This window comes from Corynebacterium intestinale (assembly GCF_023574125.1).
Classification (GTDB): domain Bacteria; phylum Actinomycetota; class Actinomycetes; order Mycobacteriales; family Mycobacteriaceae; genus Corynebacterium; species Corynebacterium hesseae.
This window is the reverse complement of sequence record NZ_JAMKFF010000010.1, coordinates 64828-90684: the sequence shown is the minus strand read 5'-3', so window position 1 is coordinate 90684 and position 25857 is coordinate 64828. Positions and strand designations below refer to the sequence as shown.

Sequence of the window (25857 nt, the reverse complement as noted above, 5' to 3'; positions counted from 1 at the left end):
TTTGGCACGAAAAGCATCCGCCATGTTACGGAGCGAAATTTCGAAACCCTTGTGATCAATGTGAAAGTTGTGGCTATTGTGGTTCACGTCGGGTTGAATCCCTCTCACATACCTCACAAACCCCGCAAGGAGAAGCTTATGAAGCGCATCAACCGCACCCTGACCGCAGCCGTTCTGGCTGGCTCCCTCGCACTGGGCGGCACCGCCGTTGCCTCCGCCCAGATTCCGGCTCCGGCTGAACTCACGGTCGATGGCGTCACCTACCAGAAGCAGGCCGACGGTAGCTACCAGCACCGCAACGAGAACGGCGAGCTGGACGGAACCACCAAACTGACCGCAGAGCAGGCACAGTGGGCTTGGGAGCAGCAGCAGGCTCAGCAGGATGCCGACGCGCCGACCACCACCAGCGTGATGGCCCCGGACATGGACATGGCAGCCACCGGCGAGGCTACCGCTCCGTCTTCCGTTGACTACCCGATCAACGGCGAGTCCGAGGCTGAGCCGACCAGCGCCGAGTTCGACAAGAAGCAGCTGGCTTGGCTGGCTTTGCCGGCCGCCCTCATCATCGGTGGCGTGACCTGGTACCTGGCCAAGGACGGCAAGACCTACGTGAAGTCCGAAGAGGCAGCTCAGAAGGACGCTCCTTCCGCTGAGGAGAAGGCCGCTTCCGAGAAGATGCTGCAGGAGAACAAGGACGAGGTCATCGCCCAGGGCGGCAAGGTTGCTGAAGGCACCGCCGCACAGACCCCAGCACAGTCCCGCGGTATCTCCGCTGAGACCGGTTCCAACACCGTTGCTCGCGGCCTCGCCGCACTGGCAATCGCAGCGATGATCGCCGCTGGCGCTGTCGTTGCTCGCCGCAAGCTCTTCATCTAAGAGGTTTAAGGCCTAGGGCCAACAGGCAGCCCATCCGCGTCTCCCCCTCTCCCTACCGGGGGTGGAGAGACGCGGCTTTTGCGGTTTTATGCGCCCGTTGGGCCACCACTTTTCTGGCCGCACCCCTTGGAGGAAGTTAAAAGATTCAATAGATGAACTAGCACGCAAGCAAGCCCCAAAACCCGAACCACGCAGGAAGTTTCATCCCACCACCACAAGGCTCGGCGCCATCCGACGCGCCAGCGCACCCTGACGCGTTCATGAAAATTTGCGTGGAGTAGCTTAAAAATTGGAAATAGTTTGACCTACCTCACTTTTTCTTGGTTAGTATGTGGGAAGTCGACATCAGTTAACGGTGACAACATCGTCTGATACGGCGTTGACCAAACTTTCCCGATCTAACCCCAGGAGTAAGAAACATGAAGCGCATTTCCCGCAACCTCACCGCCGCAGCCCTGGCCGGCGCCCTCGCACTCGCAGGCGTCACCGCCGCCAACGCTGAAGACACCACCGGCCAGAGCGCCAACGCCACCTCCAGCACCGGCACCGAAGGCGATAACGGCAGCAGCAACCAGGGCGGCGACGCCGGCAGCAGCAACGAAGGCAAGGGCGACCAGAGCAGCGAGGACCAGAGCTCTTCCGACGACATCAAGGGCAAGCTCTCCTCCGAGGACGGCAAGCCAACCGGCTTGGGCATCGCCGTCATCGTCCTCGGCGTCGTAGGCGCGCTGGCCGCAGCCGCACCGGCCGCAGCACAGGCACTGGGAGTCAACCTCCCGTTCTAATCTGAATCCTGCACCATCGAGCTTCAAACGCGAAGCTCTTAGCAGCGCCGGCCCACCGGCGCGAGGCAGCCGCACCCCCATCACCGTCGTGATGGGGGTGTTTTCACGTCCCACCCATCCACAGATACGGGACACACTTCACAAACCGACGTGATGCGGGCTACACTAGGCACCCATAGATTGTTCAACAATTTGGGAACTACAGAAGAGGTGTCCTCCTAATATGAGCGCGCTGCACATAGACCTCAACGCTGACCTCGGCGAAACCACCGCCGGCAACCCCGTTGCCGATGACGCCGCGATGCTCCAGCTTGTCTCCTCCGCCAACGTCGCCACCGGCTTCCACGCCGGCGACCCGCACTCCATCGCGGGCACCCTCAAGGCGGCCGCAGAAGCAGGCGTCACCGTCGGCGCACACGTGGGCTATAACGACCCGGCAGCCTTCGGGCGCCGCTTCATCGATTACGCACCTGCCGAGCTTGCCGACGAAATCACTTACCAAATCGGTGCCCTCCAAGCCCTGGCCCAGGCCAATGGCACCCAGGTGGCCTACGTCAAGCCGCACGGTGCGATGTACAACACCATCGTCCACCACGAGGCTCAGGCCCATGCGGTTATCGACGGCATCAAAGCCTTCGGCGATCTGCCCGTTATGCTGCTGCCAGGCGGCGTCGCCGTCGACATCGCGGAGAAGAAGGGACTCACCGTCATCCGCGAGGCCTTCGCGGACCGCAACTACAACCCCGATGGCACGCTCGTCTCGCGGCGAGAGGCGAATGCTGTAATGGGTGATGAGGGGGACGTCGTCAAGCGCGTGCTCGAAGTCGCCGAAACCGGATCCATCACCGCCATCGATGGCTCCGTACTCAACGTGGATGCCCAGTCGGTGTGCACGCACGGTGATTCGCCCGGCGCGGTGCAACTGCTGCGCGGTGTGGTTGCCGAGCTGCAGGAGCGCGGAATTGAGATTCGGAGCGCCATCTGATGCATATTCACCCCGTAGGAACGCGCGCGCTGCTCGTGGAGCTGGAGGACTTATCCCAGGTCATGGCGTGGCACGCGGCCCTCGACGCCAATCCGCTCAAGGACCAAGTCGATGCCATTGCTGCAGCCACCACCTTGCTGCTGACCTTTGCCACGCCGAATTCCGCCGCCGCTGCCGCCGAGAAGCTGCAGGACTTCCACCCCACCGCGCAGGCGGGCGAGGATCCGCGCTTTGTGGAGATCGACGTCCTTTATGACGGCGAGGACCTCGACGAGGCCGCCGAGTTGATGGGTATGTCGCGCGAAGGCCTCATTGAGTGGCACACGTCCACCGAGTGGCTCGCGGCCTTCGGCGGTTTCGCGCCCGGCTTTACCTATTGCACCCCGGCTGACCCGGCGCAGAACTTCAACATCGAGCGCCGCGCCACCCCGCGCACCGCGGTGCCGGCGGGAGCCGTCGGTATTGCCGGCGGTTTCTCCGCTGTCTACCCGCGCGTCTCCCCCGGCGGCTGGCAGCTGCTGGGCACCACCTCGACCCCGATGTGGGAATCCGATGCCCACCCGCCAGCGCTGGTGCAGCCCGGTGACCGCGTGCGCTATCGCGCGGTGAGCTCGCTGCCGGACGTGGTGTCGACCACGCCTTTTGGCCGCCGCACCCCCGCGCGCTTGCCGCGCTTGGAGGTCCTCGATGCGGGCTTGCTCACCCTCTTCCAGGATCAGGGTCGCCCCGGCCGCGGCAACTTGGGTGTCACGCCCTCGGGTGCGGCGGACCTGGCGGCGGCTGCCACGGCCAACGTCGCGGTGGGCAACCCGCGCGGTGCCACCGTACTGGAGAATATCGGCGGCATTCGCCTGCGCGCGCTGACCGACGCCGTCATGTGCGTCACCGGCGCCCAATCCCGCGTCCTGCTCGACGATATGCCGGTACACCTCGCACGCCCGGTGCTCGTCACCGCTGGTTCGACGGTGACCGTGGATCCCGCGACGGTGGGCCTGCGCAACTACATCGCCATCCGCGGCGGCATCGTGGCGGATGCGGAGCTGGGCTCTGCCTCCACCGATGTGCTCTCTGGGTTGGGGCCTGCACCGGTGCGGCTGGGCGACGTCATCGGCGTCCTCCCCCGCTCCACCGCAATGACCGATGCCCAGCTGAGCAACCCGATGCGCGTTCGCGAAGGCGCGCACGGCCAGACCGAGGGCGTGCTGCGCTGCGTGCTCGGCCCGCGCGATGACTGGTTCACGCCCGAGAGCCTGGAGGCCTTCCTGGCCACCGAGTGGACTGTGACCGCGCAGTCCAACCGCGTGGGCGTGCGCCTGCTGGGCCCGGAGGGCTCCGTGGAACTGAGCCGTGCCCGCGAGGGCGAGCTGCCCTCGGAGGGCATGGTCGCCGGCTCCGTCCAGGTTCCGCCGAGCGGTGAGCCCGTGATTTTCCTTCGCGATCACGCCGTGACCGGCGGTTACCCGGTCATCGCCACGGTCCTCGAAGAAGATATTGATATTGCCGCGCAGCTCCCGCCGGGGGCGACGGTCCGCTTTGAACTCGCTTAAACACTGATTAAGGAACAACCACACATGATTTCTGCAGTCCTTATTGCTAACCGCGGCGAGATCGCCGTCCGCATCGCCCGCACCGCGCGCGACATGGGCATCCGCTCCATCGCCATCTACTCCGAGGCCGATGCCGGCGCCCTGCACACCCAGGTGGCTGATGAAGCCTACGCCCTGCCCGGCAACTCCGCGGCGGATACCTATATGAATGTCCCCGCGCTCCTGGATATCGCCGTGCGCGCAGGTGCCGATGCCATTCACCCGGGTTACGGCTTCCTCTCGGAGAACGCCGACTTTGCCCGTGCCGTGGCCGAGGCCGGCCTGACGTGGATTGGCCCGTCGCCGGAGTCCATCGAACTGCTCGGTGACAAGATTGCCGCGCGCCGTGTGGCCGAGGAGGTTGGCGCCCCGCTGGCACCGGGTACCTCCGATCCCATCGATGACTGGCAGGAGGCCCGTGCCTTCGCCGAGGAGCACGGCCTGCCCATCGCCATCAAGGCCGCGTATGGCGGCGGCGGACGCGGTCTGAAGGTGGTGGAGAACCTCGAGGACATCGAGTCTGCCTTCAACTCCGCCGGCCGCGAGGCCAAGGAGGCTTTCGGCCGCGCGGAGTGCTACGTGGAGAAGTTCCTGACCCACCCGCGCCACGTGGAGGCGCAGATTCTGGCTGATACGCACGGCAACGTCGCCGTGCTGGGCACCCGCGATTGCTCCACGCAGCGCCGTTTCCAGAAGCTCATCGAGGAGGCCCCGGCGCCCGCGCTTTCCGACGAACAGCGCACCGGCATCCACGAGGGTGCCCGCGCCATCTGCGCGAAGGTGGGCTACACCGGTGCCGGCACGGTGGAGTACATCGTCTCCGAGGATGGCACGATTTCCTTCCTCGAGGTCAACACCCGCGTGCAGGTGGAGCACCCCGTGACTGAAATGGTCACGGGCGTGGACATCATTGCGGAGCAATTCCGCATCGCCTCCGGCGAACCCCTGTCCTTCGCGTCTGATTCCTCTTCCCCGTCCGATGCTTCCGCATCGGACCCTGTGTCCGATGGCCACGCCTTCGAGTTCCGCATCAATGCCGAGGATATCCTCAACGGCTTCGCGCCGTGCCCGGGCACCATCGTGCGCTTCGAGCCGCCGACGGGCCCTGGCATCCGCGTGGACTCCGGCGTGCGCTCCGGTTCCATCGTGCCGCCTTATTACGACTCGCTCGTGGCCAAGCTCTTGGTCTGGGGTCCGACCCGCGAGATCGCACTGAAGCGTGCACAGCAGGCCCTCCAGGAATTCGACATCGAAGGTGTTCGCACCGTGCTGCCCTTCCACCGCGATATGGTCTCCTCCCAGGTCCTCGTGGATCACGGCGACGCCGATGCCGCAGCCGGTATCTACACCGACTGGCTCGACCACAACTACCGCCCCTCCGCGGAGGCCACGAGCGCTACCGTCCCGGTTGAGGCCATCTACGCGCAGCGCACCCGCGTGGCGCTGGAGATCGACGGCAAGCTGGTCAGCGTGGGCTTCCCCACCGATATGTTGTCGCAGGGGCAGGTGAAGGGGGCGTCGGCAAGCGCGGCGTCCGGCGCCAGCGCCAGCGGCAACGAAGTGACCTGTCCTTATGAGGCCAACCTCGTGGCGTGGAACGTGGCGGACGGCGAGGCCGTCGAGGAAGGCCAGGCCATCGCCACTATCGAGGCCATGAAGATGGAATCCGCGGTCAAGGCTCCGGCCGCGGGCACGCTGAGCCGTGTGGCGAAGGAAGGCTCGAGGTTGGAACCGGGCGCGGTAATCGCCACGATTTCCTAAGCAGCGGGCTACTGTAAGTCGCATGCTTGCAGATTCCGTCGCGTCCGCGCTCCGCGCCGCCATCTCCGAGGGCGAGTACATGCCCGGACAGCAGCTCAGCGAGGTCCGCGCGGCCGAGCGCTTCGAATGCTCCCGCAACACGCTGCGGGAGTCCTTCGCCATGCTCGCTTCCGAGCGAATCGTCGAGCGCATCCCGCACAGGGGCGTCTTCATTGCCACCCCGGATACCGATTTCGTGCGCGATCTCTACTTGGCGCGCGCCGCCATCGAGCCGGCCGCGGCGCGCTATGCCACCTTCGAGGACCCGGGCGAGCTGGTGCGGCTGACCGAATCCGCCGTGCTTGCCGACGCTCCCCGACCCCTCATCAACCAGCGCTTCCACAAGCAGCTGGTCGCTGGTTTGGGCTCGCCGACGCTGGACCGCTCCATGTCGCACCTGCTGGCGCGCATGCGCTTGACCTTCTTGTTGACGCTGGAGCGCTACCCGCAGATTCACGATAACCACGTGCAAGCCAACATCGACTTGGCCCACCTCATTGCGCAAGGTGAGCGCGAGGCGGCCGCCGATGCCTGCCGCGCAGACCTGATGCGCGCGATGAACTCGATTCTCCGGGTCCTCTAACTGCGCCTCCGCGGCACAGGACCGCCCGCGTTTGCAGGTACTTCTTTGCCCGCGGCTCCGTTTTCGCCCGCAGGCCTGCCCTGTGTTTACGGGCTCACTTCGCCTGCGGTTCCGTTTTCGCCCGCGCAAACGGCTATTGACCGGGCTTCGGCACAGTTCGCAGATGGCATCTTCTAAAAGGCATCAGTCAAAAGGCGTTTTCACGCCTAAAAACGCCTTTTGGGTTGCACACATGGCGTTTTTAGCCCCAAAGACGCCTTTTGGCGGATGCCATCTGCGGGATGCCTTTTGTGAGATGCCATCTGCTGTCGGGCCACGCGGCAGCGTGCTCAGCGCCGTAGTCGGAGGTGCGCCGCGACTAGTGTGAGGCGTCTAGACACGGAAGGGACCGTGGCGGCGTAGAGCGAAATTACCAGGCCGAAAACACTCCAGCCGCTGCGGTAGTAACTAAGGGATGAGGAAGTCGCGGTCCGGGATGTCGGTGACCAGCATCTTGCCCGGGGCATGCGTGATAGCCAGGCTGGGCCGCGAGTTCATCACGATGGCCTGCGGAGTCACGCCGCACGCCCAAAAGACCGGGATGGTGCCCTCAGGGATGTCGACGGCTTCGCCGAAATCGGGCTGCGACAGGTCCTCGATGCCGATGGCCGCTGGGTCACCCACGTGAACCGGGGCGCCATGGACACCCGGGTAGCGGGAGGTGATGCGGACGGCATCGGAAATCTGGTTCGCAGGAATGGGGCGCATGGAGACAACCATCGGCCCAGAGAAGACTCCAGCCGGCGCGCAAGGAATCGAGGTGCGATACATCGGCACGTTGCGGCCCTGATCAATGTGGGCGATGGAAATGCCGTTTTCCACGAGCGCGTTCTCAAAGGTGAAGGAACAACCGATGAGGAAGGAGACGATGTCGTCGGAGTAGAAAGAGGAAGCGTCGTCAAGCGTCTGCGTAAGCTGGCCATCCTCATAGATGTTGTAGGCCGGGATGTCAGTGCGAATGTCCCCGCCCGGGATGAGCTCAGAGGTGAACTGCCCTGCCTCCAGCACGCCGACGATGGGGCACGGCTTGGGGTTGCGCTGTGCGAAGAGGAGGAAATCGAAGGCGTACTCGCGCGGCAGCGCAATGAGGTTAGCCTGCATGAAGCCGCGGGCATGGCCGGCGGTGGTGGTCATGTCGTGTGTGCGGGCAAAAGCGCGCACCTCTGCTGGAGTCTGCATTATGCCCATAGGTTAACGATTCCCGAGATGGATTTAACGCCGATGAAGATTTCCAATACGAGCGCCAGGACACCGGCGATGAGCAGCCACATCGGCTGCTTAACGCCGTGGGTGAGGTCGTGGCGCTTGAACGCGACCCACATGATCATGGCGAAGGCGATGGGCAGGATGATGCCGTTGAACGCACCCGCGAAGATGAGCAGCTTTTGCGGTGCGGAGTTGAGGATGGCGAAGAGGATCGCGCACACCACAATGAAGCCGACGGTGAGGTAATTGCGGGTGCGAGGGTTGATCTTCTGGGTGGTCACGAAGGTAATAGAGGTGTAGGAGGCACCGATGACGGAAGACAGGCCGGCGGCGAAGAGGACGACGCCGAAAGCACGGAGGCCAAACTCACCGGCGGCGTGGCGGAAAGCATCGGCGGCCGTATTGTCCTCAGAGAGCGCAACACCGGTAGACACAACGCCCAGGACCGCAAGGAAGAGCAGCACGCGCATGATGCCGGTGACGATGATGCCGAGCACGGAGGTCTTGGTAATCGCGCCGACGTTCTCCGGGCCGGACAGACCCGAATCAATGAGGCGGTGCGCGCCGGCAAAGGTAATGTAGCCGCCCACTGTGCCGCCGATGAGGGTGGTGATGACGAAGAAGTCAATGCTTTCCGGCATGACGGTATTCTTCAGGGCTTCGCCCACCGGCGGCTGGGAAACAATCGCCACGTAAAGCATGAGCAGAATCATGATGGCGCCCAGCGCGGCGACGATGCGGTCGAGCGCGACGCCCGCCCGCTTGGACAGGAAGATGAAGATGGCGATGGCCGAAGCGATTAGGCCACCGATGCGTGCATCGATGCCGATCATGGCGTTTAGGCCTAGGCCCGAGCCGGCGATGTTGCCGATGTTAAAGACCACGCCGCCGATGAAGACTAGTACGGCAAGGAACCAGCCAAGGCCAGGCAAGACGGTATTACCCAGTTCGTTAGCGCGCATGCCGGAGACAGCGAGGATGCGCCAGACGTTGAGCTGGATGGCGATGTCCACAATGATCGACAGCGCAATAGCGAAGGCGAAGGCCGCGCCCATCTGCACGGTGAAGACGGAGGTTTGGGTCAAGAAGCCCGGGCCGATGGCAGAGGTGGCCATGAGGAACATGGCGCCGGCCATGGCGCCGATGCCCTTGGGGGCTTGCGCTTCTTTCGGCGCGTCCTGTGTAGTTCCCTGGGCTGCTTCCTGGGAAGCTGCGGAGGAATTGGTTGATTCCAAGCTCATTGTTGGGCACCTTTCGTGACGAAGGTCGCATTTAACGATGGTGAAAGCATAAGGGTTGTTGAACAATCTGTAAACAACGCGGGGGTGGCGCACGTTACACCCACGCCATAACTACAGCCCCTCACACACTTTCCAGTGGAGCTCCGTTGCACGCGGCGAAAAAGTGACCTAGGATACCGAGTTAACTAATGGTGATTCGTTAAACCTATGGAGGAGCTCATGCCCCAAGACATCTACATCGCGGGCGCCGCACGCCTGCCCATCGGAAAATTCGGCGGTAGCCTGGCCCGCCTTTCCCTTACCGAGCTCGGTTCGCTTGCCGCCGAAGCAGCTATTGAGCGTTCGGTGCTTACTGGTGCAGACCTCGATACCGCCGTAGCCTCCAACGTCATGCCCGTCGTGCCGAAGGACCTCTACCTCTCACGCACCATTGCCAAGCACGTCGGCATGCCGGACTCCTCCACTGCGATGGGCGTCAACCGCCTGTGCGGCTCCGGCGTCCAGGCCGTCATCAGCGCGGCGCAGCTGCTGCAGTCTGGCGACGGCTCCCTGGCGCTCGCCGTCGGCGCGGAATCCATGAGTAACGCGCCCTACTCCGTCGAAGGCGCACGCTTTGGCAAGCGCATGGGTGACGGCAAACTCTACGACTGGCTGACCGGCGCGCTCTCCTGCCCCTTCGGCACCGGCCACATGGGTGTGACCGCAGAAAACGTCGCCGCCGATAACAACATCTCCCGCGAACGCCAGGACGAGTTCGCCGCCGAGTCCCAGGAACGCGCCGCGAAGGCTCGCGCGGAAGGCGTGCACGCCGAGGAAATCGTCCCGGTCGGCGAGCTGGACTTTGATGAAGCGGTGCGGGAGACGGACGTCGAGAAGCTGGCGAAGCTCAAGCCGGTCTTTGTTAAGGACGGAACCGTCACCGCCGGCAATGCCTCCGGCATCAACGATGGCGCGGCGGCCGCTGTGCTCGCCACCGCGGAGGAAGTGACCAAGCGTGGCCTGAACCCGCTGGCGAAGATTGTGTCCTGGTCCATCGCGGGCGTGGACCCGACGCGCATGGGCATCGGCCCCATCGCTGCCGTCCCGAAGGCGCTGGAGAAGGCCGGGCTGAAACTGGAGGACATCGACCTCATCGAATCCAACGAGGCCTTCGCCGCCCAGGCCATCGCCGTGCAGGAACAGCTGGGCTTCGACCCGGCCAAGACGAATATCTACGGCGGCGCCGTTGCACACGGCCACCCGGTCGGTGCCACGGGCGTCATCCTGCTCACCAAGCTGGCTTATGCGCTACGCCGAGAGGGCAAGCGCTATGGCCTGGTCACCATGTGCATCGGCGGCGGTCAGGGAATCGCCATGATTATTGAGAATGGAGCGAAATAAATGAACATCACCAAGGTAGCCGTTATCGGCGCAGGTTCTATGGGGTCCGGCATCGCGGCACTCTGCGCATCCGCAGGCATGGACGTCGTGCTGCTGGACCAGAATGCGGAGGGCGCCCAAAAGGGCGTCGAGATCCAGCTCAAGCGCAAGGGCTTCCACCTGCCGGAGTTCGCCGAGCGCGTGCGCGCCAGCGATGACTACGCCCTGCTGGAGGACCGCGAGTGGGTCATCGAGGCCATCTTCGAGGACTTGGGCGCCAAGCATTCGCTCTACCAAGCCATCGAGCCTCATTTGCCCGCGGACGCTCTGTTGAGCTCGAATACCTCTACCCTGCCGCTGGCTTCGCTCCTTGAGGGTGTGCCGGAGGCCCGCCGCGACAAGTTCGCTATCACTCACTTCTTCAACCCACCGAAGGTCATGCGCTTGGTGGAGCTCATCGCGTCTGGCCCGACGGAGGCTGCTCTGCGCACGACCATCGAGCAGACACTGGGCAAGATTGCGCTCGAGTGCCGCGATACCCCGGGCTTTATTGCCAACCGCGTGGGCTGTTACTGGATGGCTGCCGGCGTGGCCCGCGCCCGCGAGTGCGGCGTGAGCTACGAGCTTGCGGACGCCGCCTTCGGCCGCGCTTTCGGCATTCCCCGTACCGGCATTTTCGGGCTGCTCGATTACATTGGCCTCCAGCTGGTCAAGCCCATTTGGAAGTCTTTGGAGACGGCCCTTCCCGCCGGCGATCCACTTCTTGACGTCCCCCTCGGCGATGATCCCTTCATCGAGGGCCTCGTGTCTCGGGGGCTGACCGGCCGCACTGGTGAGGGTGGCTTCTACCGGGGCCGAAACGAGGTCATCAACGCTTCCTACGAATACGTACCTCGCTCAACGTTGTCCGATCCCGTCGTGGGTCTCAAGGATCCTCGCGAGGTCATGGACACCGACTCCCCCGGCGGCCGCTTCGCCCGCGCGGTCTTCCTCGACACGCTGGCCTATTGCTGCGAGGTCGCACCTGATATCGCTGAGCACGTGGGTCTCATCGACGAGGGCCTGACCTTGGGCTTCGGCTGGAAGAAGGGCATCTTCGCGCTTGCCGACGCCATCGGGATCGACCACGTCGCCTCCGCCTACGGCTCCGAGGTCCCTTCCTTGGTTTCCGCCGCGGCTGCGGCGGGTGGCTTTTATGGCGAAGGGACGGTGCTCTCCTCGACCGGTTCGCGCCAGGAGCTCGCGCCGCGCGAGGGTGTCGTGACCTTGGCTTCTCTTGATACTGAGACCATCGTTTCTCTGGATGCGGGCGCGGTCCACGCGGTGTCCACGTCGGCTGGACGTATTGGCATCATTGACCTGCATACGCCGATGAACTCCCTGCCGACTCCGGCCCTCGAGGTCATCCGCGCCGGTCTAGGCGCTGCGATCTCGGAGAATCTCGTGGCGCTGGTGATTGCAAACGACAAGCCGGTCTTTAGCGCGGGTGCAGATCTTGCCTCCATCGCGGCCGCAGGTGAATCGGGGTCTGCTTCTCGCGTTGAATCATTAATTGCGGATGGCTCGAAGACCCTGCGCGCACTCAAGTTCGCCCCGGTTCCCGTCGTGGCGGCTGTGCGTGGCGTGGCTCTGGGCGGCGGTTTCGAGACCGCGCTGGCCTGCGACCGCATTGTCGCTCACGCCGATACTCGCCTCGGTTTCCCGGAGCGCACCGTGGGCTTGTATCCCGGTTGGACGGGAACCATCTCCTCGCTGGAGCGCCTCAAGGCGGCCGGTGTACCGGACTACCACCAGAAGGCCTTCGACTTCATCGCCTCGGCCCGCAACTTCTCCTCGGCTTTCGAGGCGCAGAAGGCTGGCTTCCTCTCCTCCGATGACGTCGTGCTCATGTCCTTCGACCACGTCCTCGCCCGCGCCCTGCTCGAGGCCGCGGACCTGGCTGCCTCCTACACCCCGCCCGCCGACACATCTATCGAGATGTACTCCGGCTCCCCCGCCTTGGACCGCGACTGGCCCATCGACGGCACCACCGAGAACGACCACGTCATCGTGTCCAAGCTGGCCGAGATGTACACCGCTCCCGCTTCCTCCAGCTCCGCTCCAGCTTCGCTGAGCTTCACCGAGTTCTGCGAGCGCGAAGTGGAGTTCGACGTGCCGCTGGTCCTGCTACCGGCCAACGTGGAGCGCGCCAAGCACATGGCCGCGACCCGCAAGCCGCTCAATAACTAGCCTGCACCAACCTCAACGCAAATGGTCCCTTTACTCTGGTCCCTTTACTCAGCAAAGGGACCATTTGTATGGAGGTTTTGGTGTGGAGATGGTCCCTTATCAGCGCTAAGAAACCAAAGTAGAAGGAGTGGTGCGGCTACCGGAAGTATCATCCCGAGCGCCCTGAGCTGCTACCAGAAACTCACTGAAGCGCTACCGGATAGCCACGACACTGCTACCAAATAGCCGGTCGCAACAGCGATCAGCATTGCCGATAAGAATCGGCGTAACAATAGGGTGTACCCCAGTAGAACACTTTGAGAATTGCAACCCTTCATTGTTGTCTCGCCTGTTCGGTAGGGTTAGTGCATGTCTAACGGAACAGAACCGCCACTACCCCTAGACATTCCCGAACAGCCGGAGGCGATAGCCGGGCAGAAAATCGGATATGCACGGGTTAGCTCCAAAGACCAAAACCTAGAGCGACAAATAGCGGCATTGAAAAAGAAAAAGTCTTTCGCTGCTTCACCGACACTGCTAGTGGCTCCTCCACGCACCGCCCCGGCCTCGACGGGGCACTCAACTACCTGCGCCCTGGTGACCAACTCATAGTGACCAGCATGGACAGACTGGAACGCTCCCTTATCGACCTCCACCGCCTAGTCGATGACCTCACCGCACGTGAGGTGTCCGTGAAGTTTCTCAAAGAGGGTCAAACCTACTCCTTGACCTCCACACCCGTCGTCAAACTCATGCTTGGTCTGCTTGGTTCTGTCGCCGAGTTCGAGCGTTCCATTATCCGCGAGCGCCAGGCGGAAGGCATTGCGCGAGCAAAAGAACGCGGCGTATACAAAGGCCGGGCGAAAGCCCTTACTGATGAACAGCTTGCCCAGGCGCAGGAATGGGTCGGGGCAGGCGTTCCTAAAGCGGAAGTGGCCCGCAGGTTCGGCATCGGTAGAACCACGCTGTATCCCTACTTCAAACAGGAGAGATAAGTATGCACCAGAGGACTATGGCTTGGATCGAACGTCAGGACTCTCATTCGTCTTCATGCTCATTTGCTTGGGCTTTTCCCGGGTGTGAGGTCTATCTGTAATTGATGTGATGAGGCTTAAGATGCATCCAGCCAGTATGAAACCGCTGACCTGCATCTGAGTTGCCGAATCGCCCCCGCCGCCAGCAGTGACCAAAAAAATGGTGAAAGCGATAGCGGCAAGGCACTGGAAGAGGAGTCGGCCATACGCTCGTAACCGGTATCTTTTTGACGATATTGTCTCAACGCCCCAATTTAGCGCTGTGAGAATAAAGTAGAAGACAACTCCAGCTAGCAGTCCGGGCACCATATACAACAATATTTTTCCTCTCAATATCCGGAATTTGGAGCTATTTTCAAACTAGCAACCCTATTTTTTCGCCAAGTCAACTTAAGGGGAGAGCAGGCCCTGGCCAATGTTGTTCGGTGTTGCGGTGGTTGTTTTATCGGGTTTTGAATCTATATTTTCGGATTCCGTGGTCCCAGGACTCTTTGAGCCTTCCCTGTTATCAGCCGGTATTTCTGTTTCTAAGGTCGTGGTTTCTTCCGGAGCAGAAATAGCTGGGATATCCGCTGTTCCGAGACTCTTCTCTAACTCAGCATTGTCCGTGCCAATGGGATATAAGGGAACCTTATTCGTAATCTTGGAGGTGTCTACGTTCGCTGGATCAATGACGTCTGTCTCTACGCCGGGGTCATTTGGGGGAGGAGTTGCGTCCTGCGGCGAAATAGCTCGGAAAGCCTGAGCAGGAGGTGTAGATTTGTCGCTAGTGATATAGGTTGTCGAGGCGTTATTGATCCGATTCTGTAAGTTTTTCGAGAACGTTGACCACGAATATCGGGCAATGGTTTCTGAGTTAAATGGGCCAAGGTGAGACGCACGAGATGCCGGACCGGAGGCTTGAACTCGAAGACGGATGTTTGTTGCCCCGTTGTAGTAATAAGTAGTGAACTTGAAGTTGATAAGACGGTCAGCCCCCTCGGGATGCCCTTCCAAAGAACGAATGCTGAACCCATCAGCAGATATTGCTTCAATTTTAATCGGCGCGTATATGCCTCCGACTGTATCTAAGACACACTCTGCTCCAACGTTGATTTCATCAGGACATCCAGTGAATGTGAAGTACTGGTTGAAATGCGTGACGACTTCTCTGTTTATGGATTGCGGTGTCCAACGCTCATTCTGGTCAAATAGTAAATATTGCTGATCGTAGCTCCCGTATCGAGGATTATATGGAGCAAGCTGAGATGAATTCGAAGGAACCCATTGCAAATCTTCTCCCTGGAAGTTTTGTTGTATCGCACCGCCACTAACTTTGTATTCTTCGCTTACAGGGAAACCAAAGCGGCTTTTTTCCCACCCCACCTTCGCCCAATAATCACGGATTCTTCCTTGGACGATGTGAGCGCCGGTTGCGGGGCTCCAATAGATGGAACCGCCCTCAAAATGATTGAAGTTGCCGACCCCGTTAGGAGTGGCTCTCTCATCCGTGGTGGGAAATCCCAGTGACCCCACTTCCCAGTCTTGGGCTGCCCAACGGTCGCGAATCATACCTTGTATGGTGTGAGCGCCGGTTGCGGGGCTCCAATAGATGGAACCGCCCTCAAAATGATTGAAGCGACCACCAGCGGTACGAGTCGGGAGCTCATCTGTAGTTGGATATTTTAAATGACCATGCTCCCAGTCGTAGTCTTCCCATTTGTCTCGAATCTGCCCTCCGACTTGGCGAGCCGTCCCATTCGATACCGAAGGGTGCCAGTAGATTGACGCGTTGTTCTGAAAGTTCTGAAATTTTCCGCCTCTAGCAGCATCTCTTTCTTCAGTGTTAGCGTTTCCAAAAGTCTTGTAGCCCCCAAGCCTATTATAGGTATCGAGGATTCTCCCCTTTACCCAATAACCATGAAATTCGTCGGCAATGGCCGTTGAATTGGCAGCTATAGAAAGGGAAGAAATAGCGGCAAAAGTAGCTATGCCAAGGTTCTTGATCTTCATTTTTCTCCTAAAGGTGGTACATATTCAGTCTAGATAAGGTCGGTACCTTCCATCCTATCCCGCAGAGCCCTTTAAAGTACTTGTTTATCGTATATAGGTTCCAGATTCCGTGCTTATGCCTGATTTTGTCATAGCCCCAAGGACCCCCTTCTCCCCTTTTAGCATCCGGGGTGTACCAGCCGCGTCGTAGTACCACAGGGGTCCCGCACCTGTCCCGAGTAGACAGCACTACGTCATCGATGTAGTCATTGCCTCCAGCAACTCCGCTGCCTTGTAGGGTGGGTGCATCTTGTTCGAGCCCTGCCCCAGGGAGGTACTCTGGGAAAAATTTTTCTAGTTGGGCACCATCCAAGTCCATCCCTGAAGGGCTGCATCATCGGCAGAAACTGTCTTTTGTCGAGCATCTGCGTACTTGAGGAAAGTGTCAGAAAGGTAGACGAGCGCGTTGTCCATTTCTTGAAGGTTTCCGCTTTGGAAAGGAACTGAGACCTTTTCATGGAAATCCGGTACAGTTGCCAAGTACTCATCAATCATAAGATTAAGTTTGGACATATCTGCATCGGGCTTTTCTTGGGAGAAGCCGAGTACGTCAAGGAACTCCGGTTTTTCTTCGGCGATTCGACCTTGGCCAGATAGTAGAAGTTGTGCAACTTCTTGATCTGTGTATTTAAGCTGCTGGCTCTTATCATTCTTCGGCACTGCTCGCTGAGGGGTTGCTGTGGTGTGCTTGTTGTTTGCATTCTCTGCGGAAGAGCTCTGGGCCACCGCAAGGGAAGGGGTTGCTGCAATGGTTACCGCAGTGAAAATTGCAACAAGTCTAGCGTTCTTCATTAGGAGAACCTTTCTAGGTCAGAGTAGTTTTTGCTGCAGAATCTGCTTTTATGGAGGACCAGATGAGCGTTCCTAACTGGAACACAAAGGCGACCGACGGGATGGCATAGATTCCTGCTTCAGTGATGTTTCCGTGTGATTGGAAAAATGGAAGAGCGACTAGAGAGACGGTCGCCCCTACCATTCCGGCGAGTACGGTCGCCCCTACCATTCCGGCGAGTACAGTAGCCTTTAGATAGGGGAGTGCCTGCTGATGGCCGTAGCTCCATGCTTCGTCAGAAGAAAGCGTGGCTTGGGTCCTCAACCCGATAGCATTGTTTCTTGCGAGGCTGTTGGATTTGATTGACCTAGCTAGGGAAAACCCCAGCAACGACAATAGTAACAGCCCTGCAACTAGTGCTATGTATCCGAACATTTTTATCTCTCCTAGCGTTTGTGCGTCCTTTTAGGTTTGTCTTAAAGGGCGCGGAAATAATGTTATGTGAAGGGGGTCACCATAAATATGGAAGATTATGCATAGTCGACTAAAGTCACCACCTTTTTGGTGGTTATGAATTGTAAGGAGGGCATATTAGCCGGTGGTTCAGGCGGAGCAAAGTGTTATTTGCTTAAGTGGATCCTTTTTTGGAGATCCCGAAAGGCCGCAGTTGCGGCATTTTTTCCACATAGTCCGTGAACTCCAGCCCCTGGTGGAGAGGAATGTGAACAGATATAGACACCTTGTACACCAATCCAATATGGATTCGTGGTCATCCTAGGGCGAAATACCAGCTGTAGTCCGTCGTTTTCTCCACCAATAATGTCCCCATTGTGGAAGTTCCTATTGGACGATTCCATTTGCTGCGGGTTAATACTTTTGCTCATAACAATTTGATCACGGAACCCTGGAGCAAATCTTTCTATTTGTTCAGTGACTAGCCCTGTAGCGTCTCCTGAGTATCCTTTAGGCACATGCGCATATGCGTAAATTGGATTTAGATTTCCATTGCTGCGTGCAGGATCTGCCATATATTGCTGTCCGACAAGGACGAACGGTCGTGAAGGCATCTTTCCTTTAGCTCTTAAAGATTCGGAAAGTAGTGTTTCTTTGGCATTGCCACCAAGGTGGACAGTGCCTGCACGTCTACAATGTGAATTTTTCCAAGGGATGTCTCCGCTGATTGCATAGTCAACTTTGAAAGCGGAAGATCCAGATCTAAAATTTGAGTATTGCTTTTTAATTCTTGATGGCATCTCATCTCCATATAAGGAGAGGATCTGTTGGGGAGAAAGATCTAGAAGAACAAGATCTGCGGTTGGAATATCCCTTTTCGAAATAACGGGACTGTTAGTGTGGATCGTTACGTTCTTTTGGGTGAGAGCTTTTTCTAGAGCCGCTACAATTGCGCCAGATCCTCCTTTTGCTACCGGCCAACCCCACTGGTGGGCTGCAGCAGCGAGCATTATTCCGAGCGATGCAGTTAGCGGTCGGTCGAGAGAGGTAAAAGCGTGGGCTGCGATTCCCCCAAACAATGCTTTGCCCGCTTCGGTTTTAAACATGCGCATAAGTGTTGAGGCTGGCAGAGAAGCATATGGGGCGAACTTGGCAAGAGTGACCGGGTGTTGAGGAATATGAAGAAGTGGTCGGAAAGTGTCCTCCGTCAGGAGGTCGAAGTTCCTTACGTTGCTCCCGACTATCTTTCTCCAGATGTCTCCGTCGACTCCCAGATGTTCGACAGTTTTGTCTAGAGATCTATACAGGATCCCAGCCCGTCCATCATCCAGAGGGTGAGCGCAGTCAACTTCAGACCATGCCCATTCTAAACCGTACTTCTCTAGTTCTACCTCTTTCCAAAAACTTGATCCGACACCGAAAGGATGAAACGCTGAACAGTGGTCATGTGTCAGTCCGGGGAGCGTGTATTCCCCGGATCGTGCACCGCCTCCAATAGAAGAATTAGCTTCAAGTATTGTCACCTCAATATCGTGATCGGCGAGGAAAAGGGCCGCTGCTAAACCATTAGGGCCTGCTCCAACGATAACGGCGTTTGTCATGGTTCTTCCTTCTTATTGTTGTTCATCATTTGTTCAACTGGTTGAGGTGTTTAGCTGGGGTGTACCCATAATGGGCAGTGATGCCCCGCTGCTGTAGCTACTTCGCGACTTTTGCTTCCCCTATTTTCCTGCGGTAAAGTAATATCGACCAGTTTAAATACTGGTTTCCGCCTGTAGCTCAGCTGGATAGAGCAGCCCTCTAACTAAGGGTTAGGTCGTGGGTTCGAATCCCACCAGGCCGTTGTGGTGAGTAATTCATCATTTTGACCGCGGGCGCGGAATGGACAGCACTAGGAGTGCTGTCCATTCTTTCTTTCCTTATTAAAGAATCCAAAACAAAACGCTAACAACGACAATTATCGCTGTTAATAGTGAAATCGATAAAGGTCGCTGACGAAGCCAACTTCTTGGAGGTGCTGCCACTTCAACGGTGGTGGCCTCTGGCTGACTTTGAGTTGATGGTGTTTTTGCTACTTGAAGCTTTCGTGGAGATTCTAGGTAGCGATAATAGGCTGTGCCCGCCCTGGCGTTAGGTAATTTCGCCATGATGGATGCTTCTGGCGGCAAGCCAGTACAACACTCCCCTTTTTCGTTTGGGTCTCCAGGCGTATAACCCATTTTCTTCCAGAAGCGGTGAGTGCTTTCTGGCGATCTACTATCTACGTATAGCAAAGAAACAGTAGCTTCTGATTCGACGAAAGCCTTTTCTGCCTGCGCGACCAGTTTTTGACCGATGCCCATATTTTGATATTCAGAAAGAACAGCAACTTCAAGGATTGACCTCGTCGCAAGAGATTCAGGAAAATCGTCTTTGACAGTCATATTTACGCGCCTTAACCCCTCATCATAATGTGTTGAGGGGTGCAGCGCCAATAATCCACCAACTATTTTTTCGTCAATTGCGCACTGAAGCAGAACCGACCGCCTATCTTCATAATTCTTCTTCTCTAAGAGAGACTTGGAGGCATCTGGAATATGCTCCTGAAAGATTCTTTGCACTTTTTTCCGCGCTGGAGCTGACGTGATATTCGTGATCATTAGAGACTCATCATGGCACATACCCTTATTTTAAAACGGGCTGTGCACTTCCTTCGCACTCATGGAATAGCTCCTGATCTGGGTCGGTTTTCCAGCGTTGTGCAGCTTTCTGGCCGCCTTTGCGTCCCATGGTGGCCGGTGCTTTTCGTTTACTGCTTGTAGCACGTCCTGGGGAGCTAGAGCTGTCATTAATTCGGCCGAATGTTTCGAATGACAACCCATTTGAAGAGTCATCACATCGCACAATCAAGCATCACCGCTATGCGTTAGAAACCTATGATGATATCCAGCATGCGCAGAAGGTCATCGGCAGGATTATCGACGGATACAATAACCGTGACCGCCACAGCGGGCTAAATGGATACACACCTAGTGAAGTGTATTCAGGCACGTGGCGTGACATCCTTGAACATCGCCGAGCAAAGGAAACCGTCTACTACGCGACGCACCCGCACCGCAGACCCCGGAAATCCGTCTACAAGCCACCACCTAAAACGGTAGGAATCAACAACGGCAAACCCCTAGCGCCCGAGACATCGAGCGCGTAAAGTAACAGCCACGTCAAACAGGGGGATGTTCACAACTCAAAGGCAGGCGCCGATCGAGGGCAAAGGGACCAAAGTAAGAGGACCAAACTAGAAGGACCACCAAGCGAGCCTTTCCACATCCCCGGCCGGCTGGCTACTTATAGGCCGAGAAGCCCGTAATCTTCTTGCCCATAATGAGGGACTGCACGGTATCTGTTCCTTCGTAGGTGTGCATAGCCTCGATGTCCGCAAAGTGGCGCGCGATGTCGTTCTCCAGCAAAATGCCAACCCCGCCAAGCATGTCGCGGGCATCGGAGGCGATGCGGCGAGCAGCACGCGTGTTATGAAGCTTCGCCGCCGAAGCCTGCTCCGGCGCCAAGGTCCCCGCGGTTTCGCGCAAAGAGACCTCACGGCAGGTCAGCATCATCTGGCTCAAATCGAGCACCATATTGGCCAAACGCTGCTGAATGATCTGTGCCTTCGCCAGCTCGCGGCCAAACTGGACGCGCTCCAGCACATAAGAGCGGGCAATCTCATAGCACGCCACCGCCGAACCCAGCGCCATCCAGGACACACCAATGCGTGTAGCAGTCAGCACGCGGGAAACATCCTTGAAGCTGCGGCAGCCCGGTAGCTGATTGGCGGCGGGGATACGGCAGTCGGTCAACGTAATGTGCGCCTGGTGGATGGCCCGCAGAGAGAGCTTGCCCTCAATCACGGATGCCGAATAACCAGGGGTCTCCTGCGGAACGATGAAGCCGCCAACATTGCCGTCCTCCATGCGCGCATAGATGATCGTGATGCCGCCGGAAGCGCCGTTGCCAATCCACTTCTTCTCGCCGTTCAGGACCCACTCATCGCCATCGCGCACCGCGGTGGTCTCCAGGGCAATCGAATCCGAACCGTGGGCCGGCTCCGTCAACCCAAAAGCCCCAAGCAGCGAGCACGAAGCCATTCGCGGCAAGTATGAAGCCTGCTGCTCCGGAGAACCCAACATAGAAATAGAGCGCATAGCCAACCCCGCCTGCACCGCAATCACCGTGCCCATCGAGGCATCCGCACGTGTGACCTCCATGAGCGCCAAGCCGGCACCGAGCGTGGACATCTCTTCGAAGCCTTCAACCGCCAGGCCATCAGTCATCACGTCCAGCTCCCCCAACCGCTGAACCAAGTCCAGCGGGTATTCCGCAGCCTGCCAATGCTGGTTAATCACCGGAGCCGAGTACTCGCGGAAACGAGCAGCTCGCTTCCACCCCGCAGCATCGGCCTCAGAGAGGTTGTCAAAAACGCCCAGGAAGTCAGTGGTGGGCTCGAAGAGGTTGTGGGACATAGTAAATTCTCCAACTAACAGGCAATACGAATGACGATTAGCGTCAATTGTGACCTGACTCTCTCCCTCTGTCAAGTCTGCCAAGGGCAACCACACTGTCCGAAAGCACAAGGTCTCCCCCTCCCCACAGCACCAGGTATACTAACCGCCATTAGCTCAATGAGGAGGACGCCCACCATGGCCAACCAGAGACGCCGCGACCAAATCGCCGCCGCCGCACTCGACCTCTTTGACCAGCGCGGCTACCACGCCACCGGCATGGAGGACATCGCCAAAGCCGTCGGCATGCGCGCCTCCAGCCTGTACAACCACTTCTCCTCCAAGCAGGAGCTCCTCGCCGAAGTCACCATCACCGCCATGGAGGACCTCCTTCGCGCCAATGCCGCTTGCCTCGCCGGGCTGAGCGATCCCCGCGACAAGCTCGTCGCCACCATGAAAGCCCACGTCATCTACCACGCCACCCACGCCCGGCGCGTCCGCGTGGTCAACAACGAGCTCACCAACCTCGAAGAACCCCACAAATCCGTCGTCCTGCAACTGCGCCGCGATTATGTCGCCCGCTGGATGGCCGTGGTCAACGAAGGCGACTTCCACGCCGAGAACCTCAAAATCGCCTGCTGGGCGCTCATCGATATGGGCATCGGTGTGGCCCAATGGTTTAGCCCCGACGGTGACTACACCGCCGAGGCTTTAGGCGAGATGTACGGCCAGTTCGCGCTGCGTCAACTTACCTAGGGCGCACAACCAATCTGCTGCTCTTCCTCCCGCCCATCCGGGTACTGCACGCGCACGCGGGAGTAGACCTCGGCGTGGTAGCCGCACGCCACGCGCTTGTCGACGACCACCTTCACCCGATCCTCACTGAATTTACCCTCCGCGCAATTGGGGTCACAGTCATTCTCGACGGCCACTCCGTCTGCCTCCGCGGAATCGTCTCCCCAGCGCTGCCAGTCCAACTCGTTGACCAGGTAGTTATTATCCGCGCACGCTAGTGAGATGCGGTCCGGGCCCTCCAAACCCGTCACGGACACGCAGTCCAAGATGGCGGTGGCATCGATGGTGGTTTCCACGTCCGGCCCCACCAGGCCCACCACGCGCACCAGCTGGCCGGTGGCGGGCAAGACGGAGAAGGAGACGCGGTCGGAATCGCGAATCACGGTCACCAGCTGGTCCTCGCCTTCGCCCTCGACGGTGCCGACCTCGTTGCCGTCGGCTTCCGCCAGCATGTCATAGGCAATCTTTTGCTGCTCACTGCTCAAGCCCGGCTGGAGCAGCAGCTCCAGCGCGCCCAGCGCGCGGTTCGGGAAGGAATCCGCCAGCTTCTCCAGCCCGGCGCGGTCGGACGCGATGACGAGGTCCTCCGGGTTGATGGAAGGCTGCGGGTCAAAGCCCGGCACTTCGCCCTGCGAGGAGACCTCCACGGCGCCGCCGGCATCCACCGCATATTCGGTGATTGCCGTGGCATCGCCGAGGGTATCGACGCGCTTCATGTATTCCTTCGCGGTCACGCCCTTATCCACGGCATCGGGCTGGGTTGCGGCTGCCTCGCCGGCCTGGGTCAGAATCTCCGCGGCCGAGGCCACGGGTTCCGAGTTATTGAGCAGCGGGAAGGCACCACCGATGAGCGCAAGCACCGCGACGGAAGCCGCCGCTATTGTCCACGTGGGCCGGCCCTTCGTTATCTTTGCGAGGGTCTCTTCGGAACGGGCGAGGGAGGCGTCGTCAAGCGCTGTGTCAGGAACGGGGTTGGCGGCGCGGAGCATATCGAGAGAGCTAGGCATCGGTTTCTCCTGTGAGTTCGGAAAGGTGGGTACGCGCGCGGTGCAAGCGAACGCGCACGTTATTGCGGGAAATGCCGAGGACCTCGGCGATATCGGGGTGGTCGAGTCCCTCCCAGGCGTGGAGCGTAAGAATCTCGCGCTCCGCGTGCGGAAGCTGCATCAGCGCGCGAGTGATGTCGAGGTTGGCATCGACGGCGTCATAGCCGGCATAGGATTCCAGCTCATGATCATCGAGGTTCTCCGTCTCCCGGCGGGTGCGGTAAAACTCGCGCATCACGTTGCGGGCGATGCCATAGAGCCACGGCAGCGGCGTGCCGCGCAAGGAGTCGAAGCCGGACCAGGCCCGCTCGAAGACGTCGGCCGCCAGCTCTTCGGCGTGGCTCGGTGGGACGCGGCGGCGCAGATACGCCAGCACCGCCGGGTAATGCTCGCGAAACAGGCGGGAAAACTCCCGCTTGCGCGAACCAGGCAAGGTAAGAACAGACACTAATAAAACTCCAGAATGCTAATGGGCTCACTGAGTATGTTGCACTAGACGCCCGAGCGTTACAGGGAAGCGGTGAAATGGTTTACTAAAGGGGATGGAACCACTCGAGCTCTCGGCCCTGACGGGCACGCAATCGCGCACCTACGGCACGCGCAAGATCACCAAGGACATGATCTCAGCCCCCGTGCATGTGGCTATTGCGCTGTGGGATGAGCGCTGGGATTCCGCCGAAAACGGAACTGTCGACGGCTGGGTCATCGCCGTCAACACCAAGAAGACGCGCTTCGTGCGCAAGGGCCAGATTAAAAAGGGCGACATCGTTGAGGTTGCCGTCCGCGAATTCGAGAAAGCCACCAAGGGGCTCCGGGGACGCAGGTGGATCGTCACCGGGCGCCGGCAGTCGGGGTTGCGGGCCGCGCTGGAAAAGCGCGGCTATGCCGTGACGGGGAGCTTTGCGGAGGAGAATAGGGCGTCGAAAAGCGCCAGCTCCGTGCGGCGCAAGCAGGCCGGAATCACCGCGCGCCGCGCCAAGAAGGAAGGCGAGGCCCCGCGCAAGAAGCAAGTAGTAAAGGTGGACACACCGAAGGCGCACTGGTGGCCGAACTTCTCGACGGCCTCCTCCTGGCCCGAGGGTGCCACCGTGCGCATCGCCACGGACGCTTCCTCGGACACGGTGTTCAAGGGCTCCATGTGCTTCGTGGCCAGCAACGGCGACTACCGGTTGCGCACGCGCGAGACGACGGCCAGCACCGATGAGCTCGAGCTCGAATCCCTCACCTTGGCGCTGAAATACCTGCTCAAGGTCGGTGCAACCAAGGCGATCATCGAGTCGGACTCAGTAGCTGCTCTGGAAGCGGTGGAGCAGATTCGGAAGAAGGGCTCGAAGGCGATGCGCTCGCGCGGGGTGTGGCGCGGGCTTTCCTCGGGCTCGCGCTCGCGCTTCCAGCAGGCGTGGCATGACGTGGAAGGAGTCTGCGAGGTGACCATCCGCCGCGTGTTGGGGCATGCGGGCGACCCGCTGAACCGGGCTGCGGATCAGATTGCGTACATGGGCCTGCGGGCGATTGCGCATCCAATGAAGCAATCGCAGGCAACGCTCAAGGAAGGAATCACGAAGGCGTTGGCCAAGCTCTAATTCGGGCTTTGGTTCACTGGTGACATAGGCTAAGCCACATGAGCAATCCCTTTGACTCCAACCCTTTTGAGGAGCCGGACAAGCCTCTCCCCGGCCGTGGGTCGAATCCTTTCGCGGAACCCGCGCGCGAGTCAGACGCGAAGCCTTCGGCGAACCCTTTCGTTGACTCGTATGAGGATCCGAGTGTGGAGCCCTTTGCTGAACCTATCGCAGAGCCCTTTGCCGAGCCGGAGCGCGCCTACACCCCAGCTCCCCTGCCTGACCATGCCCCTGCGCAACAGCCAATGGAAGGCACGATCCACAGCTTCTCCTTTTTCAAGGGGCTTTTGAGTCTGTTCTCGCTCCTCGTAGGCTTCACCGGAATTACTGACGGCGATGTGGCAATGGGCATCGGCTTCGCCTTGCCCGGCGCCTGGTATTTCATCAAGTCACTACAGCAGAAGGCCAACCCAACCACGCCGCAAAAGCGCCATTGGTTTGTCATTTGGCTCATCGCCATCGTGCTCATGTTCTTCGGCGCCTAGGCCACAAGCCGCCGCCGCGCAACCACCCGCCGCCATACGATGCGCAGCAGCGAATGCGGAGTCGCCACCACCTCGCGCAGGTAATTCCATGGGCGGTCTTTCCGCGGGGTGCCAACACCATGCATGCGGACCCGAATCCCCAGGTGCCAGGCCCACAGGCGGGTGCGCAGCACGTGGAAGTCATTGGTTACGACGCGGAAATAGTCATAGTCCGGGCACAGCGCGTGGGCGCGCTCAAGGTTTTCGTTAGTGCTGGTAGCCAGCGGCTCCACACGAATCCGCTCCGGGTCCACGCCCCGCTCGATGAGGTAGCGCGCCATCGGCTCCGCCTCCCCGAAACCGGACACGATGATCGGCTCCTCCGGCAGCACGCGCGCCAGCACCACCGCGCGGTCCAAGCGGCTGCGCAGCAACGAGCCGGGCTCGCCACCCTCCACGCGCGCGCCCAACACCAGAAGCGGAAACTGCATGCCCGC

24 protein-coding genes and 1 tRNA gene are annotated in these 25857 nt (G+C 59.6%); 14 read left to right on the top strand and 11 right to left on the bottom strand.

What is annotated here, in order from left to right; all coding sequences use genetic code 11:
* Positions 1–138: 138 nt before the first annotated feature.
* The 6 genes from M5J06_RS10830 to M5J06_RS10805 all read left to right on the top strand — a co-directional run bounded on the left by M5J06_RS10830 (position 139) and on the right by M5J06_RS10805 (position 6615).
* Positions 139–876 (top strand): hypothetical protein, encoded by a 738-nt coding sequence (locus M5J06_RS10830; RefSeq protein ID WP_070624377.1) that lies wholly within the window; start codon positions 139–141, stop codon positions 874–876.
* A gap of 419 nt (positions 877–1295) precedes the next feature.
* Positions 1296–1661: a hypothetical protein gene (locus M5J06_RS10825; protein ID WP_143335822.1), complete on the top strand. Its 366-nt coding sequence runs from the start codon at positions 1296–1298 to the stop codon at positions 1659–1661.
* A gap of 223 nt (positions 1662–1884) precedes the next feature.
* On the top strand, positions 1885–2646 hold the full coding sequence (locus M5J06_RS10820; RefSeq protein WP_070564696.1) for a LamB/YcsF family protein: 762 nt from the start codon (positions 1885–1887) through the stop codon (positions 2644–2646).
* Positions 2646–4193, top strand: coding sequence for a 5-oxoprolinase subunit B/C family protein (locus tag M5J06_RS10815; protein WP_250224649.1), 1548 nt, complete (start codon positions 2646–2648; stop codon positions 4191–4193). The genes M5J06_RS10820 and M5J06_RS10815 overlap by 1 nt, the downstream gene beginning before the upstream one ends.
* A gap of 24 nt (positions 4194–4217) precedes the next feature.
* Entirely contained in the window at positions 4218–5993 is a 1776-nt protein-coding gene (locus M5J06_RS10810; RefSeq protein ID WP_250224648.1) for an acetyl/propionyl/methylcrotonyl-CoA carboxylase subunit alpha, read from the top strand.
* Between the two features lie 22 nt (positions 5994–6015).
* Positions 6016–6615, top strand: a complete 600-nt coding sequence (locus tag M5J06_RS10805; protein ID WP_070624373.1) for a GntR family transcriptional regulator — start codon at positions 6016–6018, stop codon at positions 6613–6615.
* A 447-nt stretch (positions 6616–7062) separates the two neighbouring features.
* On the opposite strand, the gene M5J06_RS10800 is transcribed toward M5J06_RS10805, so the two are convergent.
* Positions 7063–7842: a putative hydro-lyase gene (locus tag M5J06_RS10800; protein ID WP_437177592.1), complete on the bottom strand. Its 780-nt coding sequence runs from the start codon at positions 7840–7842 to the stop codon at positions 7063–7065.
* Complete coding sequence (locus tag M5J06_RS10795; protein WP_250224662.1) at positions 7833–8996, bottom strand: NRAMP family divalent metal transporter; 1164 nt, start codon at positions 8994–8996, stop codon at positions 7833–7835. Before M5J06_RS10795 ends, M5J06_RS10800 begins: the two co-directional genes overlap by 10 nt.
* Positions 8997–9320: 324 nt before the next feature.
* Between M5J06_RS10795 and M5J06_RS10790 the strand changes: the two genes are divergently transcribed.
* From M5J06_RS10790 to M5J06_RS12505, 3 genes are all read left to right on the top strand, one after another.
* Complete coding sequence (locus tag M5J06_RS10790) at positions 9321–10481, top strand: acetyl-CoA C-acyltransferase (RefSeq protein WP_250224646.1); 1161 nt, start codon at positions 9321–9323, stop codon at positions 10479–10481.
* Positions 10482–12689, top strand: a complete 2208-nt coding sequence (locus M5J06_RS12395; RefSeq protein WP_284150886.1) for a 3-hydroxyacyl-CoA dehydrogenase/enoyl-CoA hydratase family protein — start codon at positions 10482–10484, stop codon at positions 12687–12689.
* 476 nt (positions 12690–13165) lie between these two features.
* Positions 13166–13663 (top strand): recombinase family protein, encoded by a 498-nt coding sequence (locus M5J06_RS12505; RefSeq protein ID WP_437177593.1) that lies wholly within the window; start codon positions 13166–13168, stop codon positions 13661–13663.
* Between the two features lie 429 nt (positions 13664–14092).
* Here M5J06_RS12505 and M5J06_RS10770 read toward each other — a convergent pair whose 3' ends face one another.
* The 4 genes from M5J06_RS10770 to M5J06_RS10755 all read right to left on the bottom strand — a co-directional run bounded on the left by M5J06_RS10770 (position 14093) and on the right by M5J06_RS10755 (position 18559).
* Positions 14093–15694 (bottom strand): LGFP repeat-containing protein, encoded by a 1602-nt coding sequence (locus M5J06_RS10770; RefSeq protein WP_250224645.1) that lies wholly within the window; start codon positions 15692–15694, stop codon positions 14093–14095.
* A 333-nt stretch (positions 15695–16027) separates the two neighbouring features.
* Positions 16028–16525, bottom strand: a complete 498-nt coding sequence (locus M5J06_RS10765; RefSeq protein ID WP_250224644.1) for a sporulation delaying protein family toxin — start codon at positions 16523–16525, stop codon at positions 16028–16030.
* Between the two features lie 13 nt (positions 16526–16538).
* Complete coding sequence (locus M5J06_RS10760; protein WP_250224643.1) at positions 16539–16940, bottom strand: SdpI family protein; 402 nt, start codon at positions 16938–16940, stop codon at positions 16539–16541.
* Between the two features lie 185 nt (positions 16941–17125).
* Entirely contained in the window at positions 17126–18559 is a 1434-nt protein-coding gene (locus M5J06_RS10755; RefSeq protein WP_250224642.1) for a phytoene desaturase family protein, read from the bottom strand.
* Positions 18560–18726: 167 nt separating this feature from the next.
* Here M5J06_RS10755 and M5J06_RS10750 point away from each other — a divergent pair.
* Positions 18727–18802 (top strand) — tRNA-Val (locus M5J06_RS10750).
* A gap of 78 nt (positions 18803–18880) precedes the next feature.
* On the opposite strand, the gene M5J06_RS10745 is transcribed toward M5J06_RS10750, so the two are convergent.
* Positions 18881–19597 carry a GNAT family N-acetyltransferase gene (locus tag M5J06_RS10745; RefSeq protein WP_250224641.1) on the bottom strand — a complete coding sequence of 239 codons (717 nt, stop codon included), beginning with the start codon at positions 19595–19597 and terminating at the stop codon, positions 18881–18883.
* Positions 19598–19749: 152 nt separating this feature from the next.
* Here M5J06_RS10745 and M5J06_RS12500 point away from each other — a divergent pair, with 152 nt between their 5' ends.
* Entirely contained in the window at positions 19750–20145 is a 396-nt protein-coding gene (locus tag M5J06_RS12500; RefSeq protein WP_367615202.1) for an integrase core domain-containing protein, read from the top strand.
* A 133-nt stretch (positions 20146–20278) separates the two neighbouring features.
* Here M5J06_RS12500 and M5J06_RS10740 read toward each other — a convergent pair whose 3' ends face one another.
* Complete coding sequence (locus M5J06_RS10740) at positions 20279–21454, bottom strand: acyl-CoA dehydrogenase family protein (protein ID WP_250224640.1); 1176 nt, start codon at positions 21452–21454, stop codon at positions 20279–20281.
* Between the two features lie 177 nt (positions 21455–21631).
* Between M5J06_RS10740 and M5J06_RS10735 the strand changes: the two genes are divergently transcribed.
* Entirely contained in the window at positions 21632–22189 is a 558-nt protein-coding gene (locus tag M5J06_RS10735; protein ID WP_250224639.1) for a TetR/AcrR family transcriptional regulator, read from the top strand.
* Here M5J06_RS10735 and M5J06_RS10730 read toward each other — a convergent pair.
* Both M5J06_RS10730 and M5J06_RS10725 read right to left on the bottom strand, forming a co-directional pair.
* A complete protein-coding gene (locus M5J06_RS10730) occupies positions 22186–23235 on the bottom strand; it encodes a hypothetical protein (RefSeq protein ID WP_250224638.1) in 1050 nt (349 codons plus the stop codon). The two genes, M5J06_RS10735 and M5J06_RS10730, sit on opposite strands and share 4 nt — an antisense overlap.
* Entirely contained in the window at positions 23228–23722 is a 495-nt protein-coding gene (locus tag M5J06_RS10725; protein WP_070521314.1) for an RNA polymerase sigma factor, read from the bottom strand. Before M5J06_RS10725 ends, M5J06_RS10730 begins: the two co-directional genes overlap by 8 nt.
* Before the next feature lie 94 nt (positions 23723–23816).
* Between M5J06_RS10725 and M5J06_RS10720 the strand changes: the two genes are divergently transcribed.
* Both M5J06_RS10720 and M5J06_RS10715 read left to right on the top strand, forming a co-directional pair.
* Positions 23817–24857 (top strand): ribonuclease HI, encoded by a 1041-nt coding sequence (locus M5J06_RS10720; RefSeq protein ID WP_144675569.1) that lies wholly within the window; start codon positions 23817–23819, stop codon positions 24855–24857.
* Between the two features lie 38 nt (positions 24858–24895).
* Positions 24896–25381: a hypothetical protein gene (locus M5J06_RS10715; RefSeq protein ID WP_070685081.1), complete on the top strand. Its 486-nt coding sequence runs from the start codon at positions 24896–24898 to the stop codon at positions 25379–25381.
* Here M5J06_RS10715 and M5J06_RS10710 read toward each other — a convergent pair.
* A complete protein-coding gene (locus tag M5J06_RS10710; RefSeq protein ID WP_250224637.1) occupies positions 25378–25851 on the bottom strand; it encodes a YdcF family protein in 474 nt (157 codons plus the stop codon). The genes M5J06_RS10715 and M5J06_RS10710 overlap by 4 nt on opposite strands.
* Positions 25852–25857 lie beyond the last annotated feature (6 nt).

What these genes read in the sequence shown, in the direction of transcription:
- M5J06_RS10715 (WP_070685081.1), top strand. Translation starts at nt 24,896, where the DNA reads ATGAGCAATCCCTTTGACTCCAACCCTTTTGAGGAGCCGGACAAGCCT.
- M5J06_RS10740 (WP_250224640.1), bottom strand. Translation starts at nt 21,454, where the DNA reads ATGTCCCACAACCTCTTCGAGCCCACCACTGACTTCCTGGGCGTTTTT.
- M5J06_RS10805 (WP_070624373.1), top strand. Translation starts at nt 6,016, where the DNA reads ATGCTTGCAGATTCCGTCGCGTCCGCGCTCCGCGCCGCCATCTCCGAG.
- M5J06_RS10730 (WP_250224638.1), bottom strand. Translation starts at nt 23,235, where the DNA reads ATGCCTAGCTCTCTCGATATGCTCCGCGCCGCCAACCCCGTTCCTGAC.
- M5J06_RS10770 (WP_250224645.1), bottom strand. Translation starts at nt 15,694, where the DNA reads ATGAAGATCAAGAACCTTGGCATAGCTACTTTTGCCGCTATTTCTTCC.
- M5J06_RS10810 (WP_250224648.1), top strand. Translation starts at nt 4,218, where the DNA reads ATGATTTCTGCAGTCCTTATTGCTAACCGCGGCGAGATCGCCGTCCGC.
- M5J06_RS10790 (WP_250224646.1), top strand. Translation starts at nt 9,321, where the DNA reads ATGCCCCAAGACATCTACATCGCGGGCGCCGCACGCCTGCCCATCGGA.
- M5J06_RS10760 (WP_250224643.1), bottom strand. Translation starts at nt 16,940, where the DNA reads ATGTTCGGATACATAGCACTAGTTGCAGGGCTGTTACTATTGTCGTTG.
- M5J06_RS10825 (WP_143335822.1), top strand. Translation starts at nt 1,296, where the DNA reads ATGAAGCGCATTTCCCGCAACCTCACCGCCGCAGCCCTGGCCGGCGCC.
- M5J06_RS12395 (WP_284150886.1), top strand. Translation starts at nt 10,482, where the DNA reads ATGAACATCACCAAGGTAGCCGTTATCGGCGCAGGTTCTATGGGGTCC.
- M5J06_RS10815 (WP_250224649.1), top strand. Translation starts at nt 2,646, where the DNA reads ATGCATATTCACCCCGTAGGAACGCGCGCGCTGCTCGTGGAGCTGGAG.
- M5J06_RS10735 (WP_250224639.1), top strand. Translation starts at nt 21,632, where the DNA reads ATGGCCAACCAGAGACGCCGCGACCAAATCGCCGCCGCCGCACTCGAC.
- M5J06_RS10800 (WP_437177592.1), bottom strand. Translation starts at nt 7,842, where the DNA reads ATGGGCATAATGCAGACTCCAGCAGAGGTGCGCGCTTTTGCCCGCACA.
- M5J06_RS10765 (WP_250224644.1), bottom strand. Translation starts at nt 16,525, where the DNA reads ATGAAGAACGCTAGACTTGTTGCAATTTTCACTGCGGTAACCATTGCA.
- M5J06_RS10710 (WP_250224637.1), bottom strand. Translation starts at nt 25,851, where the DNA reads ATGCAGTTTCCGCTTCTGGTGTTGGGCGCGCGCGTGGAGGGTGGCGAG.
- M5J06_RS10755 (WP_250224642.1), bottom strand. Translation starts at nt 18,559, where the DNA reads ATGACAAACGCCGTTATCGTTGGAGCAGGCCCTAATGGTTTAGCAGCG.
- M5J06_RS10720 (WP_144675569.1), top strand. Translation starts at nt 23,817, where the DNA reads ATGGAACCACTCGAGCTCTCGGCCCTGACGGGCACGCAATCGCGCACC.
- M5J06_RS10820 (WP_070564696.1), top strand. Translation starts at nt 1,885, where the DNA reads ATGAGCGCGCTGCACATAGACCTCAACGCTGACCTCGGCGAAACCACC.
- M5J06_RS10745 (WP_250224641.1), bottom strand. Translation starts at nt 19,597, where the DNA reads ATGATCACGAATATCACGTCAGCTCCAGCGCGGAAAAAAGTGCAAAGA.
- M5J06_RS10795 (WP_250224662.1), bottom strand. Translation starts at nt 8,996, where the DNA reads ATGGCCGGCGCCATGTTCCTCATGGCCACCTCTGCCATCGGCCCGGGC.
- M5J06_RS10830 (WP_070624377.1), top strand. Translation starts at nt 139, where the DNA reads ATGAAGCGCATCAACCGCACCCTGACCGCAGCCGTTCTGGCTGGCTCC.